General features: G+C 73.0%; 11 protein-coding genes. 4 read left to right on the forward strand and 7 right to left on the reverse strand.

Annotated elements, in window-relative coordinates; translation table 11 throughout:
* Positions 1-128 precede the first annotated feature (128 nt).
* The 3 genes from ACIRRH_RS35355 to ACIRRH_RS35365 all read right to left on the reverse strand — a co-directional run bounded on the left by ACIRRH_RS35355 (position 129) and on the right by ACIRRH_RS35365 (position 3,641).
* Positions 129-1,985, reverse strand: a complete 1,857-nt coding sequence (locus tag ACIRRH_RS35355; RefSeq protein ID WP_403075706.1) for a hypothetical protein — start codon at positions 1,983-1,985, stop codon at positions 129-131.
* A gap of 207 nt (positions 1,986-2,192) precedes the next feature.
* Complete coding sequence (locus ACIRRH_RS35360) at positions 2,193-3,035, reverse strand: TetR/AcrR family transcriptional regulator (protein ID WP_403075709.1); 843 nt, start codon at positions 3,033-3,035, stop codon at positions 2,193-2,195.
* 96 nt (positions 3,036-3,131) lie between these two features.
* The gene (locus ACIRRH_RS35365) at positions 3,132-3,641 is read right to left on the reverse strand and encodes an NUDIX hydrolase (RefSeq protein ID WP_403075711.1); all 510 of its coding nucleotides are present in this window, start codon (positions 3,639-3,641) and stop codon (positions 3,132-3,134) included.
* A 111-nt stretch (positions 3,642-3,752) separates the two neighbouring features.
* On the opposite strand from ACIRRH_RS35365, the gene ACIRRH_RS35370 reads away from it, so the two are divergent.
* Positions 3,753-4,973, forward strand: a complete 1,221-nt coding sequence (locus ACIRRH_RS35370) for a serine hydrolase domain-containing protein (RefSeq protein WP_403075714.1) — start codon at positions 3,753-3,755, stop codon at positions 4,971-4,973.
* A gap of 102 nt (positions 4,974-5,075) precedes the next feature.
* Here the strand turns inward: ACIRRH_RS35370 and ACIRRH_RS35375 are convergent, their stop codons facing one another.
* The 3 genes from ACIRRH_RS35375 to ACIRRH_RS35385 form a co-directional block, all read right to left on the reverse strand.
* A complete protein-coding gene (locus ACIRRH_RS35375; protein ID WP_403075716.1) occupies positions 5,076-5,399 on the reverse strand; it encodes a nuclear transport factor 2 family protein in 324 nt (107 codons plus the stop codon).
* 258 nt (positions 5,400-5,657) lie between these two features.
* Complete coding sequence (locus tag ACIRRH_RS35380) at positions 5,658-7,181, reverse strand: aldehyde dehydrogenase family protein (RefSeq protein ID WP_403075718.1); 1,524 nt, start codon at positions 7,179-7,181, stop codon at positions 5,658-5,660.
* A 499-nt stretch (positions 7,182-7,680) separates the two neighbouring features.
* Entirely contained in the window at positions 7,681-8,628 is a 948-nt protein-coding gene (locus ACIRRH_RS35385) for a terpene cyclase (protein ID WP_403075721.1), read from the reverse strand.
* Positions 8,629-8,938: 310 nt separating this feature from the next.
* Between ACIRRH_RS35385 and ACIRRH_RS35390 the strand changes: the two genes are divergently transcribed.
* Both ACIRRH_RS35390 and ACIRRH_RS35395 read left to right on the forward strand, forming a co-directional pair.
* Positions 8,939-11,953: an ATP-binding protein gene (locus tag ACIRRH_RS35390; protein ID WP_403075722.1), complete on the forward strand. Its 3,015-nt coding sequence runs from the start codon at positions 8,939-8,941 to the stop codon at positions 11,951-11,953.
* Between the two features lie 285 nt (positions 11,954-12,238).
* Entirely contained in the window at positions 12,239-13,306 is a 1,068-nt protein-coding gene (locus ACIRRH_RS35395; RefSeq protein WP_403075723.1) for an aldose epimerase family protein, read from the forward strand.
* A 36-nt stretch (positions 13,307-13,342) separates the two neighbouring features.
* Here the strand turns inward: ACIRRH_RS35395 and ACIRRH_RS35400 are convergent, their stop codons facing one another.
* A complete protein-coding gene (locus ACIRRH_RS35400; RefSeq protein ID WP_403075726.1) occupies positions 13,343-13,846 on the reverse strand; it encodes a GNAT family N-acetyltransferase in 504 nt (167 codons plus the stop codon).
* Between the two features lie 310 nt (positions 13,847-14,156).
* Here ACIRRH_RS35400 and ACIRRH_RS35405 point away from each other — a divergent pair, with 310 nt between their 5' ends.
* Positions 14,157-15,434: an extracellular solute-binding protein gene (locus tag ACIRRH_RS35405; RefSeq protein ID WP_403075728.1), complete on the forward strand. Its 1,278-nt coding sequence runs from the start codon at positions 14,157-14,159 to the stop codon at positions 15,432-15,434.
* Positions 15,435-15,512 lie beyond the last annotated feature (78 nt).

Below are 15,512 nucleotides of genomic sequence, written 5' to 3' on the forward strand. Positions count from 1 at the left end.
GCGAACAGGTGACAGGTAACAGATTTCAGATTTCGTTCGCTGAAATCTGAAATCCGTCAGCTGTCATTTGTCATCTGTTCGCCGCGTCGCTGTATCGTCGCCGCGTCGCCCCCAGGCCCCCGCCCGGCTCAGCCGAACGGGCGGCTCTCCGGCGCGGCATTCGCCTCGTCCGCCGGCTCCGGCTCGGCGGCCGACACGTCCGGGATGCCCTCCATGGTGAAGGGGTTGAAGTCCGGCGGCGGGATCATCACCGGCGTGCCCTTGCTTGGAGCCGGATCCTCCGCGTTCCCGCCCTGCTCCGAACCCTGCTCCGTCGTTTCGGCGGCGCCGGGCGGCGCCTGGGCCGGGATGACGGGCGGGGTCGAGGGCGGCGGCGGGACGGCAGCGCCCTGGGCCGGGAGAGTAGTGCCGAACGGATCGGCCTTCTGCTCGGCCGCGACCGTGGTGCCGAACGGGTCGGCGACCGGAGCGGCTCCGGCGGGCGGGGTCGCGGGCGCGTCACCCGACACGTCCGGGATGCCCTCCATGGTGAAGGGGTTGAAGTCCGGCGGCGGGACCATCACCGGGGTGCCCTTCGGACCGTCCTCGGCACCGGGCGCCGCGTCGTTCCCGCCGGTGGCGGGGACCTCCGCGACCGGCGCGAAGGGGTTGAAGTCCGCGGGAGGCACCCGTACCGGCGTGCCGCGCAGGTGCACCGGCACCTCCTCCAGCTCCTCCTCGACGGCGGAAGCAGGAGCCTGCGCCGCAGTCGGCGCCTGAGACGGGACCGGCGCCTGAGACGGGACCGGTGCCGGCACGGCAGCCGCGGCGCTCGGGGCCGGTACTCCGTCCCAACCGAACTGGATGCTCTTCAGCAGCTCCGCGAACGCCTCCGTGTACAGCTCCCAGTCCTCCGGCCGCGCCGTGGACAGCTGCGCGCACAGCACCGTCCCGCCGTCCGGCAGCGGGACGAAGGCCTGGACGGCCGAGGTGACCACCCAGCGCCGCTGCCCGTCGGCGGCCAGCGGCCCGGGCACCGGGACGGTGCGGCCCTCGACGAGGACGGCGGCTGGTCCGGCCGGCAGCAGGACGGTCCACACCTCGGCGTGCCGCCGGACGGTGGCCAGCTCGGTGGCGAGCGGGGTGATCGGCAACGGGTGCCGGGCGAGCGAGACGACCAGGGCGGCGTCCGAGGTGCGGTCGTCCAACTCCAGGGCGCAGACACCGGCGTACACGACGCCCGCGTCGCGGATCAGGTCGGACAGGGTGGCGGAGATCACCGCGAAGTCGCGCCGCGGCTCCGGGCCGGCGGCGCTGAACAGCTCCTCGGCGACCTCGGCCAGGTGCCGGGCGAGTTCGTCGGCGGCCGCCACGGTGGCCGGGGCGGCACCGCCGGCCCGGCCCTCGTCGTCGGGCGGCGGGGGCACCGTACGGGCGGAGACGCCGGGCGGACCGCCCGGGGAGGTCAGCGAGTGGAAACCGGGCGGCACGACCAGCCGGACCTCGGCGCCCGCACCGGTGGGCAGTTCGACCGGCTGCCGGGTCTGCTGCCCGGCCGCCAGTGCGGCCAGCGCGGGGGCGAACGGCGGGCGCAGCTTGGCGTCGGCGAACTCGCCGGTGACCGGCAGCTGGAACAGCGCGGCCGAGGTGGTGCCCCGGTCGGCGATGGCTCCGCGCACCGCGCCGCCGCCGTACCGGGTCTGGAGCGCGGCGACCACCCGGTCGGTGAGCCGCGCGCCGGTGCCCGGACGGGCGGTGCCCGCGGTGGTCACCGTGCCGAGCCGGTCGAGGGCGGTGTGCACCGGGCCGTTGGGGGCCAGTGGCAGGCCGAACAGTGCCTCGGCGGCAGGGTGTTCGACCGTCCGCAGGGCGCGCAGCGAGGCCGCCGGGTGGCGCGAGGTGTGCTCGTCGAAGAGGGCGTCGGTGAGGGTGCCGAGGGTCGCACAGACCTGCTCCGCTGCCGCGAAGGGATTGGCCTCCACGCTGAACTGGACGTCCTGGGTCAACTGGTGAGCCCCCCGCTCTGCTCCGTCTACCGTCGGTGGTTCGGGTGGGACCGGGCCCGCCGCGGCGGCGCGCCGTCAGATCCCTGCTCATTCCTATCAGAGCCCACTGTCCTGACCGAACCGCAGGATGGCCCGATGATCACTCGGACGACCGCCGCCCGATGACTTCGACGACCGCTCCGACGGCCGCCGGGGCGACCGCGCCGGTCACTCGGCGGCGGCCCCGGTGGCCCCCGTGGATCCGTCCTCAGGGGTGCCGGCGGCGAGCGCGGTGACCGCCTCGACGATCCCCGGCACGGCGAACAGCCCCGCGAGGTCCCGCACCAGGCGTCCGGTCGGGCCGTCCGGGTGCTCGTCGGCGAAGAAGGAGGCCAGTTCGGCGGCGAGGGCCGGCTCGCGGGCGGCGGTGAGGGTGAGCGCCGCGACGAACTCCTGCACCAGGTGCAGCTGGAGCTCCTCCAGCGGCACCGAGCGCTCGGCCAGCCACTCCAGCGAGGTGATCTCGGCGTTGGCGATCCAGGCCCGGACGGTCAGCCGCAGCCCGACGCTCGGCGCGGGGATGGCCAGGTGGGTCAGGATCTGCTCCTGCGCGGCCCGGCGCACCTCGTCGATCACCGCCGAGGTGCCCGCGCTGGCCGCCACCGAGCCGCCGCGCAGCAGCGCGGCGAAGCCCGGCCCGTGGCTCTGCACGAAGTCCAGGTAGCGGCCCATCACCCGGTACAGCCGCTCCGACAGGGGCCCCTCCATGGGCTCCTCGAACCGGGCCGACAGCTCCTGCCCGGCCCGCCGCAGCGACTCCTCGTACAGCGCCTGCTTGCCGGGGAAGTAGTGGTACACCAGCGGCCGGGAGGCACCCGCGGCGGCGGCGATGTCGTCGATCGACACCTCCTCCGGCGGCCGCCGGCTGAACAGCTCCAGCGCCACCGCGATCAGCTGCTCCCGCCGCTCGTCCACGCTCAGTCGCCGCCGCGGCCGCTCGCCCGCTGCCCGGGCGGATGCGGAGGTCCGTGCTGCGCGGTCGGCCGTCGGTGACGGCGTACGGGAGGCCATGCGCGCCACCCTAGTTCGTCGACGGCCCTCCGGTGGAGCCAGGGGGCCTGCCGCCCCGCCCGCACTCCGCCCCCGGATCCCGAGGCCGTGGCGGCGCTATGCGGACCGGAGGTCCAGGTAACGGCGGTAGGCCTCGACGCCGTCGGGGACGAAGGCGTCGTGGGCGAGGCGGTCGGCGAGTTCGGTGGGGGTGAGCCAGGCGTGCCAGGCGACCTCGGATTCCTGGGGGGAGACCGGGCCGTCCCACTCGGCCTCGTACGTGTCGCACCACCAGGAGAGCCGGTCCTGTTCGAAGAGGAACTTGAACAGGGGGCGCGGGGTGATGCCGCGCACGCCGAGTTCCTCCTCGGCCTCGCGGACGGAGGCCTCGGCGTAGGTCTCGCCGGAGCCGACCACGCCGCCGACGAACATGTCGTACGCGCCGGGGGCGAACAGCTTGGTGTCGGTGCGGCGGTGGACGAAGATCCGCCCGGCCGGGTCGCGGACCAGGATGAAGACGCAGCGGTGGGTGAGCCCGCGCCGGTACACCTCGCCGCGCAGGGCGGTCCCGATCACGCGGTCGTGCTCGTCCACGATGTCCAGCAGTTCCTCGGCAGGGTTGGTCATGGGGGACAGGCTAGGGTTTCCGGGCTCGGTTCGAACGGATTCGATCGAAGGAGATCGAGAACGAGCGCGAGTGGCACGAGAAGTAGCGGAACTGGTCGAGGACGGCGCGCGGTGGTGGAGATCTGGGGCGAGACGGCCGAGGGGTTCGAGCCCGTACGGGCGGCTTTCGTGCGGAACTTTGCCGACTACGGCGAGCTCGGCGCGGCCTTCGCCCTGTACGTGCGCGGCCGCAAGGTGGTCGACCTGTGGGGCGGCGACGCCCGGCCGGAGTTCGGCGGCCGGCCGGCGCCCGCGGTGCCGTGGACGGCGGACACCGCGCAGGTGCTGCGCTCGGTCACCAAGGGCCTGACCGCGACCACCGCCCTGCTGCTGGCCGAGCGCGGCCTGCTCGACCTGGACGCACCGGCGGCCTCGTACTGGCCGGAGTTCGCGGCGGCCGGCAAGGGCCGGGTACCGGTGCACTGGCTGCTCTCGCACCAGGCCGGGGTGCCCGCGCTGGACGCGCCGCTGCGGCTGGAGGACGTGCTCACCTGGGAGCGCGCGGCCGCCGCCGTCGCCGCGCAGACACCCGCCTGGGAACCCGGCACCGCGCACGGCTACCACCCGTACACCTTCGGCTGGCTGGTCGGCGAGGTGGTGCGGCGGGTGAGCGGCCGGACGATCGGCCGGTACTTCGCCGAGGAGATCGCCCGGCCGCTCGGGCTGGACCTGTGGATCGGGCTGCCGGCCGGTGCCGCGCCCCGGGTCGGCAAGCTGGTCGACCTGCCCGCCCCGGAGGCGGCCCGGACCGGCCCGAGCGGGCTGCGGCTGCGGCCCAAGCAGGCCGTCCGGGACGCCTACCAGGACCCGGCCTCGCTGACCGCCCGCTCCTTCGCCTCGGTGCGCCCCGGGGTGGACCTCAACGACCCGGCGGTGCAGGCCGCCGAGATCCCCGGCGCCGGCGGCATCGGCACCGCCCGGTCGCTGGCCCGGTTCTACGCGGCGCTGATCGGTGCGGCCGACCGCCCGGACGGCTCCGGCGCGCTGCTGCCGCCGCTGCTCGGCCCCGAGGTGCTGGCGCGCGCGGTCGCGCCGGTGGTGAGCGGGCCGGACCGGGTGCTGATCGTCAACTCCACCTTCGGCCTGGGCTTCTGGCGGCACGGCCCGACCGCGCCGATGGCCTCCCCGGCGAGCTTCGGCCACCCGGGCCGGGGCGGTTCGCTGGGCTTCGCCGACCCCGACCTGGGGCTGGGCTTCGGCTACGTCACCAACGGCATGCAGCCGGGCGTCACCGGGGACGTCCGCTCGCGGAACCTGATCCGCGCGGTGCGGGGGTGCCTGGGGCTGTCCTGAGCCCGGGGACTGCCGTGCCCGGCCGGGCCGCTGCGCCCGGCCGTCTTGCCAAGCCCGGCTGTCCCGCCGGGCCAGGGCGTCCCGCCAAGCCCGGCCGTCCGGTTACGCCTGGCCGGTCTCGAAGCGGCTGACCTTCCCGCCGTCCACGGTGAAGCGCCAGGCGGTGCGCATCTCGCCCCAGGTGTCGTTGGTGAAGTTGGCGACCAGCGCGCGGCCGCCGTCGGATTCCGTCTGGACGTCCATCCGGCCGTGGGCGGTGAAGATCTCGCTGTCGATCCAGTCCGTCAGGTCCCGGTCGGAGCCGTCGTCGGACATGGTCGCGCCGTCGGTGAGCAGTCCGACGAAGGCCTCGCGGTCGCCCGCGTTGATCGCGGTGACGACGGCGCGGACGACGGGGTCGCTGAGCTTGGCGGTGGCGATGGTCACAGGGGGCTCCCGGGGAGGGTGAGGGGTTCGGGAGTCCTGTCTACGGCGTTCGCGCGGGCCGTCCGGGCATGTCGGCGGCGCGTCGGGAAAATGCCGGGGATTCATGTGCTTGGATCCCCGGAAGCGATGATTCGCCCCGGAGCTCGCCACGGGGAGTGGCGATGGAGCGGGCGGCCGCAGTGGGCCTCCCGCTCCGCTTCCGCCGAGGGGCCGGTGACTTCCGGCGGCCTCCGGAGGCGTCGGTGGCCTCCGAAGGGCCTAGAAGAAGCCGACCGCGTCGGGGGAGTAGCTGACCAGCAGGTTCTTGGTCTGCTGGTAGTGCTCCAGCAGCGCCTTGTGGTTCTCCCGCCCGATGCCGGAGTTCTTGTAGCCGCCGAAGGCCGCGTGGGCCGGGTAGGCGTGGTAGCAGTTCGTCCAGACCCGGCCCGCCTGGATGGCGCGTCCGGCCCGGTGGGCGGTGTTGAGGCTGCGGGTCCAGACGCCCGCGCCGAGCCCGTACTGGGTGTCGTTGGCAAGGGCGACGGCCTGGTCGAAGCCGTCGAAGCGGGTGACCGAGACGACCGGCCCGAAGATCTCCTCCTGGAAGACCCGCATCGAGTTGTCGCCCTCGAAGACCGTCGGCGCCACGTAGTACCCGCCGGCCAGCGCGCCGCCGAGGTCGGCCCGCTCGCCGCCCACCAGCACCTTGGCGCCCTCGGCCTGGCCGATCTCGAAGTAGGACAGGATCTTCTTCAGCTGCTCGACGCTGGCCTGGGCGCCGACCTGGGTCTCGGTGTCCAGCGGGTCGCCCTGGCGCATCGCCCGCACCCGCTCCAGGCCGTCGGCGAGCAGCCGCTCGTAGATCGCGGAGTCGATCAGCGCGCGGCTGGGGCAGGTGCAGACCTCGCCCTGGTTGAGGGCGAACATCGCGAAGCCCTCGACGGCCTTGTCGTAGAAGGCGTCCGAGGCGGCGGCGACGTCCGCGAAGAACAGGTTGGGGCTCTTGCCGCCGAGCTCCAGCGTGACCGGGATCAGGTTGTCGGCCGCCGAGCGGGCGATCAGCCGGCCGGTGGTGGTCTCTCCGGTGAAGGCGAGCTTGCGGACCCGGTTGCTGGCGGCGAGCGGGGCGCCGGCCTCCTCGCCGAAGCCGGTGACGATGTTGACCACGCCGGGCGGCAGCAGGTCCGCGGTCAGCTCGGCGAGCAGCAGCACCGAGGCCGGGGTCTGCTCGGCGGGCTTGAGTACCACCGCGTTGCCGGCCGCGAGCGCCGGGGCGAGCTTCCAGATCGCCATCAGGATCGGGAAGTTCCACGGGATGATCTGGCCGACCACGCCCAGCGGCTCGTGGAAGTGGTACGCGACGGTGTCCTCGTCCAGCTGGGAGAGGCTGCCCTCCTGGGCGCGCAGCGCACCGGCGAAGTAGCGCAGGTGGTCGACGGCGAGCGGGAGGTCGGCGGCCAGCGTCTCGCGCACCGGCTTGCCGTTCTCCCAGCTCTCCGCGACGGCCAGCTGCTCCAGGTTGGCCTCCATCCGGTCGGCGATCCGCAGCAGGACCTGCGCCCGCTCGGCGGCCGGGGTACGGCCCCAGGAAGGGGCGGCGGCGTGGGCCGCGTCCAGGGCGGCCTCGACGTCCTCGGCGGTGCCGCGGGCGACCTCGGTGAACACCTCACCGGTGACCGGGGTCGGGTTGCCGAAGTACTCGCCGCGCACGGGCGGCGTCCATCCGCCGCCGATCCAGTGCTCGTACCGGGAGCGGTAGGCGACGATGCTGCCGGGGGTGCCGGGGGGCTGGTAGACCGTCATGATCGGTCTCTCCTCGCTGTGTCGGGCGCCGCCCGGCACGGCTCGGGCTACGGGCGGCGCGCCGGAGCGCCCGTTCAGGGGCGCTCCGGCGGAGGGTTCGGACACGCAATCGGACCGGCGCCCCACCGGGGCGCCCGCCGTCGAGCACGATAGCCGCCGGGCGCCCGGCGCGGCTACGGTCCGTACGCCGGACCCGTACGGAGGGTGTGCCTTCCGGCCGCTCTCGCGGTGCTCCGTAGTGCCGGAGATCGGGTCACTTCCGGGTGCCACGGATCGGAGCACCGCGGGGCACCCGGGAGTGACCCGACCCGGAGCACCGCGGCTGCCCGGGTCGGATCACCGCGGGGTACGCGTTGCGGTCGCGCCCCGGCGACGTGCTGCCGCGCGCCGCCGTACGTCGGCCGGACCGCTCCCGGGGCGTGCCGCCGCACGCCGCCGCGTGACCGGGGGCGACACTCCCGGGGCGCGCGCCCGTCGGACGGCTCCGGGAACGCGCCGGTCAGACCGGTTGGTACCGGCCCGTACGGGCCTCCCAGCTGAGGTAGCCGGCCAGCCAGGTGAGCAGCCCGTCCGCGTACCGCTGGGCGATCGTGCGTTCGATCCGTGAGAGACCCAACTCGCGGTGGACACCCGGCAGCCGGTCGCGCAGCTCGGCACAGCGGTCGACCATCAGCTGGGCCTCGGCGATGACCGCCGCGCAGGCCTCCTCGGCCGAGCAGCGCCGCTCCCGTTGGACGATCATGACCAGGTTGTTCACGTCCCCGCGCGGCGCCTCCAGCGGGTAGGAGCGGACGTCGTTGCTGAGCGACGGTATGTCGGCTGCCAGCTGGCGCAGTTGACGCAGCACCGGGTGGTGCAGGACGGCGGCCGGGACCTCGAACTGGCCCAGGCGTTCGACCATGTCGAAGATGGTCTCCATCGCCGCGGTGCCCCGTCGGAGCTCCAGGTAGCCGTCCCGGTCCGGCGGCCGGGTGGAGATCCGGCCCGCTGCCTCGGCCGGGTGGCTGGCCAGGTAGTACTCCCAGTTGTAGGCCGCGCGGGCCTGCCAACGGGCCGGCATGCCCTGCGCGCTGCGGTTCCACAGGTCGGCGAAGGCGGTCTCGATCGCGGAGCCCTGGTCGGGGCGGGCACCGTGCAGGACGGCGATCAGCCGTTCGCAGATCGGGGCCACCTCAGCGGGACGGCGGCCGAGCGGGCCGTCGAACTGGTCGTCGAAGAGGAAGTAGAAGCCCATCAGGTCGGCGGCCAGGGCGAGTTCGTCCGGGTCGGCGTCCGGATAGCCGAGCGCAGCGAGGTCCACCACCTCCCAGTGCGCGTAGCCGGGGTGGTCGGCGTCGGGCAGCAGTGGGTGACGGATCAGCCAGTCTCTGTGCAGTGCGGTGGCGTGCCGGCCGTGCGAACTGCGGCGGTGCGGGAACGGAATCTGAAGTGATGTGTCGTCAGACATCGGACTCCCGGTGCAGCGGAGGGTGGGGGCGCTCTTTGTTCGAGCACTGATGGTGGGGGGAGTTGACGCGGCGAGACGCGGACGGTGAGGGTGGAATTCGCAAGATCATTTGCGCCTCGAAGGCCGTAGGGTATCTGATGTAATGATTGGATGTTAGGGATATAGGGCAATTGCCCTTGGCAAGTCGCCCGAACCCTCACCGTCCGCCCCAGCCTGCACGAATGCCCCACGGGGAGGTCCGCTCGGCGCTAACCTCGGCTCCACGCAGTGATGGAGCTGTGACGCGAGTGGGCGAGGCGGAGGCGCGACGGTGACCGAGCAGGAGAACGTACTTCGGGCGGGCGCTGGTTCCGCCCGCGACGGCGACGGTACCGCGCCCCGGGTCCGGTTGCGCGACCGAGATGCCGAACTGCGCTCGGTGGAGGCCGCCGTGGACCGGCTCTGCCGCGGATTCGCCGCCGGCGGTACCGAGATCGGTGACCTGCTCGCCTTCTCCGGCCGCCCCGGCATCGGCAAGACCAGCCTGCTGCACGAGGTCCGGCGGATCGCCAAGCTCCGCGACGGGGCCACCGTGCTGTTCGCCCGAGGCGGCGAACGGCAGTTCAAGGAGCCCTACCACGTACTGCGCCAGCTGCTCCAGCCCGTGCTCAGCGACCTGCAACCGGATGTGTTCAGCCAGGTCATGGGTACCTGGGAGGAGGTCGTCGGACCGGCCATGGGCCTCAAGCAGCCCAAGGCCGGCGCCCGCCGCCTCGACCCGCAGGGCGTGCGCGACGGCCTCGACTACGTCATCACCCAGCTCGCGCCGCGCCGCGCGCCGATGGTGATGATCGTCGACGACCTGCACTGGGCGGACGGGGAGTCACTCTCCTGGCTGACCAAGTTCGCCGTCCGATCGAGTGAACTTCCCGTCCTGCTCGTCTTCGCCTTCCGGGAGGACGAGAACGACTGGCCCACCGGGACCCAGGACTTCCGCCGCGACGTCCTCGCGCTCAAGGGCCGCAAGCACGAGCTCAACCGGCTCACCCTCAGCTCCGTCACCGACATGATCCGGGCCGAGCTCGGCGACAAGGCCGAGGACGCCTTCTGCTACGAGTTCTGGAACGTCGTCAACGGCAACCCGTTCGAGGCCAACGCCCTGCTCGACCAGGTCCGCGACCAGGAACTCGAACCGGTCGAGGAGAACTCCCGGCAGCTGCGCGAACTCGCCGTCGACGCCACCGGGATGACCCTCAAGAGCTGGCTGGACCGGCTCGGCGCGAGCACCCTGCGCTTTGCCTGGGCCTGCGCGATGCTGGGAACCGACATCCGGGTCGACCTCGCCACCCGGATCTCCACCCAGAGCACCGAGGGCGCCCGCGACTCCATCAAGCAGCTGCGCAAGCAGCGCGTGCTGACCCAGACCCCCAACGGGAACCTGGAGTTCGTCCACCCGCTGATCGCCAGCTCCATCTACAACACCATGCCGGACGCCACCCGCCTCGGCATGCACGGCATCGCCGCCGCCGAGATCGAGAACGCCGGACTCGGTCTGCTCGCCGCCTCCCGCCACCTGGTCGAGACCCACTCCGGCGAGGGCGACGACCGGATCGTCAAGAAGCTGCGTCGCGCCGCCGTCGAGCACCAGCTGATCGGCGCCCCCGAGGCCGCCCAGCGCTGTCTGCACCGCGCGCTCAACGAGCCGCCCGCCGACGAGATCAAGGCCGAGGTGCTGTACGAACTCGGCTGCTCCGCACTGCTCACCGACCCCGTCGCCACCGTCAACCAGCTCAAGCTGGCCCTCGACCCCGACGAGGTGCCGCTGCGTCCCGCACTGCGCGTGGACGCCACCTTCCGGCTCTCCGAGGTGCTCGCCCACGCCGGTGAGCTGGGCCAGGCCGCCGTGGTCTGCCAGAAGGAGGCCCGGAAGACCGTCGACCCGGCCGGACGCCAGCGGCTCCAGGCCGCCTCGTTCATGTGGCACGCCTTCCGCAAGTCCGAGGAGGACGGCCCGGGCCGCTCCGTCCGGCTCGGCGAGATGTGCCGGAACCTGAGCGGGCGGGAGGCGGCCGACCGGGCCGTGCTCGCCATGCGCGCCTGGGACCTCACCCTGCGCGGCGCTCCCTCCACCGAGGCGCTCGCGCTCGCCGACGAGGTCCTCGACGGCGGTCGGCTGCCCAAGGGCCTCGGCTGGACCGACACCACCTGGGGCTTCGAACTGCCCTCGATGCTCGGCCTGACGTACATCTACAACGACCGCATCGCCCAGGCCGAGCGGCTGGCCGCGGACGCCATCATCCAGTTCGAGATCGCCGGTTGGAGCGGAGCCCACCGGGGCTTCGCCTACTTCCTGATGGGCCTGGCCCGGTTCCGCCGCGGGCTGCTCGCCGAGGCCGAGGACTTCCTGCGCCGGGCGTACCGCATCTCCGAGCGGATCGGCGAGAAGCTGCCGCTGGCCTGGGACGCGATCGGCGTGCTGGTCGACACCCTGATCGCCCGCGGCCGGGTCGAGGAGGCCTGGAATCTGGCCAACGACTTCGGCTTCCACCCGCCGTACCACGCGACGGCCATGGTGCTGCCGGACGCGGCCTCGCTGTACGGCAAGCTGCTGGTCGCCAAGGACCGGTACGCCGGCGCGGCCGCCGCGCTCACCGAGGCGGGCGCCCAGCTGGAGGTCCGCGGCTGGCACAACACGGTCTGGGCGCCCTGGGCCGGCCACCTCGCCATCGCGATCGCGGACGACGAGCCCGAGCGCGCCCGCGACTACGCCCAGAAGGCGGTCCAGGACGCACGTGCGTTCGGCACCGCCTCGGCGATCGGCAGCGCGCTGCGCCTGCAGGCCCGGATCGAGGACGGCCAGGCGGCGGTCGAGCTGCTGGAGGACGCCGTGACGTACCTCGGGCAGTCTCCGGCCGGCTACGAGCACGCCGTCGCGCTGGTCGATCTCGGCGCCGCGCTGCGCCGGGTCGGGCGGCTGGAGGACGCCCAGGAGTACCTGTACCAGGGCATCGAGCTGGCTCAGCACTGCTCCGCGGAGGGGCTGGTCGACCGGGCCCGGCGGGAGCTCGCCAACTACGGCCTGCGGCCCAACCGGCTGGGGCTGCGGGACTTCCGGGACACCCTGGAGACGCTCAGCAGCGCGGAGTGGGAGGTCGCCAAGCGGGCCGTGCAGGACGTGCCGCCGCAGCGGATCGCCGACGAGCTCGGGGTGCCGATCGGCGTGGTCAACCGTCGGCTGGCGGCGGTCTACCGCAAGGCGGGCAGCGGGCCGGACGGCCTGGCCTCGGCGCTCGGGCTGCCGCAGCAGCAGCGGGACGCGGGCCGGCTGGAGGACCTGGACGACTAGGCGCGGCCGGGGGCCGATGCCGGGCGCAGCGTCGGGCGCCCGGCGGTCGGGTCGGGTGCCCGGCAGTCGGGCCCGGTGCCCGGCGGTCGGGTCCGGCGCCCGGCGGTCGTGCAGGGCGTCCGGTGGTGGACGGCGGCGCGTAGGGCGGCGTGTGGGATCGTGGAAGCGCCCCTGCGGCCGCCCTCGTCGCTAGGCTGACGGACACGGGGCTGCCGCGGCGACCCCTCGACGGACCCGGAACCGGGCGCCCGCGGTGCGACGCGGCCGCCAGTGAGGAGCAGGCCAATGGCGAGCGAGGCCACCAGCGTGCGGCAGGAACCCCTGGACCCCTCGGGCGCCGGCGCCGCGATCGAGCGCTGGACGCTCACGGCAGGCCCGTACGAGGCGAGCGTGCTCACCCTCGGCGCGACCCTGCACACCTTGAGCGCGCCGGACCGCTCCGGCCGCCCCTCCCAACTGCTACTGGCCACCGACCGGTTGTCCGAGATCCTCGGCCCGGCCCGGCACTACGGCACGGTGGTGGGCCGGTACGCCAACCGGATCGACCGCTCGTCGGTGCCCATCGACGGTGAGGAGCACCAGCTCGCACCGACCGGCGGCGGCATGACCCTCCACGGCGGTCCGGACGGCTTCGCGCACCGGATGTGGGCGGCCGAGCCGGTCGAGGGCGGGGTGCGGCTGTCGCTGCACAGCCCGCACGGGGACCAGGGCTTCCCAGGAGCGCTGGACGTCACCGTCACGTACACCCTGGACGCCTCCGGCGAGCTGGTGATCGCCTACCGAGCCGTCACCGACAGGCCGACCGTCGTCAACCTGACCAACCACGCGTACTTCAACCTTTCGGGTGAGGGCAGTGGCGACGTCCTCGGCCACCTGCTGACGCTGGACGCCGACGAGTACACCCCGGCCGACGAGCGGCAGATCCCGTACGGCCGGACCGAGCCGGTGGCCGGCACGCCGTTCGACTTCAGGGCGGCCACGCCGATCGGCAAGTCGGTGCACGACGAGCACCCCCAGCTGACCGGGCCCGGCGGCTACGACCACAACTGGGTGCTGCGCGCCCGGCCGGCGGACGGCAGCCCGGCGCGGGCCGCGCTGCTGGAGGACCCGGTCAGCGGCCGCACCCTGGAGGTGCTGACCACCGAGCCGGGCATCCAGGTCTACACCGCGAACAAGTTCCAGGGCGCGGTCACCGGGGCGAGCGGCGTCCCGTACGGGCCGTTCGCCGGGATCGCGCTGGAGACCCAGCACTTCCCGGACTCCCCGCACCACCCGGCGTTTCCCAGCACGGAGCTGCGGCCGGGGGAGGAGTTCCGCTCGACGACCGTGCTCCGGCTGGGGGCCGATCGGTAGGACCGGTTGGTGGGGCGCCTGGTAGGAAGGGCGGACCTACGGCCGCAGGTCCCGGCGCATGCAGAGCCGGGGCCAGCGGTCCAGGCCGTGCTCGGCCTCCTTGCGGCGGATCTCGCGCAGGCCCGGGGTGAGTTCCTCCCCGGCCAGTGGTCGGAAGCCGCAGCGGGCGTAGTAGGGGGCGTTCCAGGGGACCTCGGCGAAGGTGGTGAGGGTGAGCGCGGGGGCGTCGGTGCTCTCGGCGAGGTGCTCGATCAGCGCCCGGCCGATGCCGCGGCGGGCGTGGTCGGGGTGGACGGAGACCTGCTCGATGTGCAGCGCGCCGTCCACCGGCTCGGCCAGCAGGTAGGCGGCGACGGTTCCGTCGGAGGCCTCGGCGACCAGAGCCACGCCCTGCTCCAGGTAGTGCGCCAGCTCCTCCGGCGCCGGAGGTTCGTCCTCGGCGATCTCCTGCATGCCGATCGCGGCGAAGGGTGCGCCGGCGGCCCGCTCCAGCTCGGCGAGGAGTGGAAGTTCTTCCCTGGTGACGGACCCGATTCGCATGCGGCCAGTCTGCTGCAGTCCGATTTCGGCCATGCACGGTGGTTTCGTCGGCCAGCTCGGGGAGGGGCGAACCGGACGAACCGGGGCAATCTGCGCCGCTGTCAGCTACCGTGCGGCAACGTCCAGGACACGCGGGCGTAACGATCGCCGTTTCTTGCAGAAACTTGCTGCAAGGACTTTCCGTCGATCTTGCGCCGCTGTTAACTTCCTTCCCGAGCCCGACGGCAGCAACGGTGCGGTCGGCACGAGGCAGCCATTATGCGCCTGTCTCCGAACATCTCGGGCACCCCCACCCTCCCAAGGAGTTCTCATGCGGCGTGGCATCGCGGCCTCTGCCCTCGTTGTGGCCCTCGCGGTCTCGATGGCTGCCTGTGGCAGCAGCGGCTCCAGCTCCGACGGCAAGGCCGACGGGCCGGTCACCCTCACGTACTGGGACACGTCGAACGCCACCAATGAGGCGCCGAACTACCAGGAGCTCGTCAAGAAGTTCGAGGCTGCGAACTCGAACATCAAGGTCGACTTCGTCAACGTGCCGTTCGACCAGGCGCAGAACAAGCTCCAGACCGCCATGGGGGCCAAGGGCGCTCCGGATGTCTTCCGCTCCGAGGTCGGCTGGACTGCCGCCTTCGCCAAGGCCGGTTACCTGGAGCCGCTGGACGGCACCCCGGCCGCCGCCGACACCTCCGCCTTCCAGCCGAGCCTGATCCAGCAGGCCAAGTACGAGGGCAAGCTGTACGGCGTGCCGCTGGTGACCGACACCCTCGGCCTGCTCTACAACAAGGAGCTGTTCACCAAGGCCGGCATCACCGAGGCGCCGAAGACCTGGGACGAGCTGAAGGCCGACGCCGCCGCCGTCAAGGAGAAGGCCGGCGTGGACGGCTTCTGGCTGAAGGCCGCGGACGGCTACTACGCGATGCCGTTCCTGTTCGGCGAGGGCACCGACACCGTCGACGCCGCCGGCAAGAAGATCACCGTCTCCTCGCCGGAGGCCGTCAAGGCCATCGAGACGTACAAGACGATGTTCACCTCGCCCGGCACCGCCAAGGCCGACGTCACCACCGACGCCTACGCGCACATGATGGACGCCTTCAACAGCGGCAAGGTCGCGGCGATCATCCAGGGCCCCTGGGAGATCACCAACATCTACAAGGGCTCGGCCTTCGCCGACAAGAACAACCTCGGCATCGCCGCCGTCCCGGCCGGCTCCAGCGGCAAGGCGGCCGCCCCCACCGGTGGCCACAACATCGCCGTCTACGCCGGTGCCGACAAGGCCCACAAGGCCGCCGCTGAGAAGTTCGCCGCCTTCATGACCTCGGCCGAGAGCCAGGCGTTCATCGCGCAGAAGAACTCCACCCTGCCCACCCGCTCCGACGCCTTCACCGCTGACGTCAAGGCCGACCCGGGCATCGCCGGCTTCCAGGCCGTGCTGAGCAGCGCCAAGCCGCGCCCCGAACTGCCCGAGTACAGCTCGCTGTTCGCCTCGCTCGGCACCAACCTGGGCAAGGCCGTCCAGGGCACGAGCACCCAGGACGCGCTGAACACCGTCTCCACCGACTACGCCAAGCTCCTGCCGGGCTTCGCCAAGTAGTCCCTGCGCCCGGCCCGCCGGCTGACGGATGACAGCTGACGGGCGGCGGCGAACAGATGGCAGCGAACGGATAACAGA

Origin of the sequence: Kitasatospora sp. NPDC101235 (assembly GCF_044767505.1) — a bacterium.
GTDB lineage: Bacteria > Actinomycetota > Actinomycetes > Streptomycetales > Streptomycetaceae > Kitasatospora.

What these genes read in the sequence shown, in the direction of transcription:
- ACIRRH_RS35360 (WP_403075709.1), bottom strand. Translation starts at nt 3,035, where the DNA reads ATGGCCTCCCGTACGCCGTCACCGACGGCCGACCGCGCAGCACGGACC.
- ACIRRH_RS35365 (WP_403075711.1), bottom strand. Translation starts at nt 3,641, where the DNA reads ATGACCAACCCTGCCGAGGAACTGCTGGACATCGTGGACGAGCACGAC.
- ACIRRH_RS35380 (WP_403075718.1), bottom strand. Translation starts at nt 7,181, where the DNA reads ATGACGGTCTACCAGCCCCCCGGCACCCCCGGCAGCATCGTCGCCTAC.
- ACIRRH_RS35385 (WP_403075721.1), bottom strand. Translation starts at nt 8,628, where the DNA reads ATGTCTGACGACACATCACTTCAGATTCCGTTCCCGCACCGCCGCAGT.
- ACIRRH_RS35395 (WP_403075723.1), top strand. Translation starts at nt 12,239, where the DNA reads ATGGCGAGCGAGGCCACCAGCGTGCGGCAGGAACCCCTGGACCCCTCG.
- ACIRRH_RS35400 (WP_403075726.1), bottom strand. Translation starts at nt 13,846, where the DNA reads ATGCGAATCGGGTCCGTCACCAGGGAAGAACTTCCACTCCTCGCCGAG.
- ACIRRH_RS35405 (WP_403075728.1), top strand. Translation starts at nt 14,157, where the DNA reads ATGCGGCGTGGCATCGCGGCCTCTGCCCTCGTTGTGGCCCTCGCGGTC.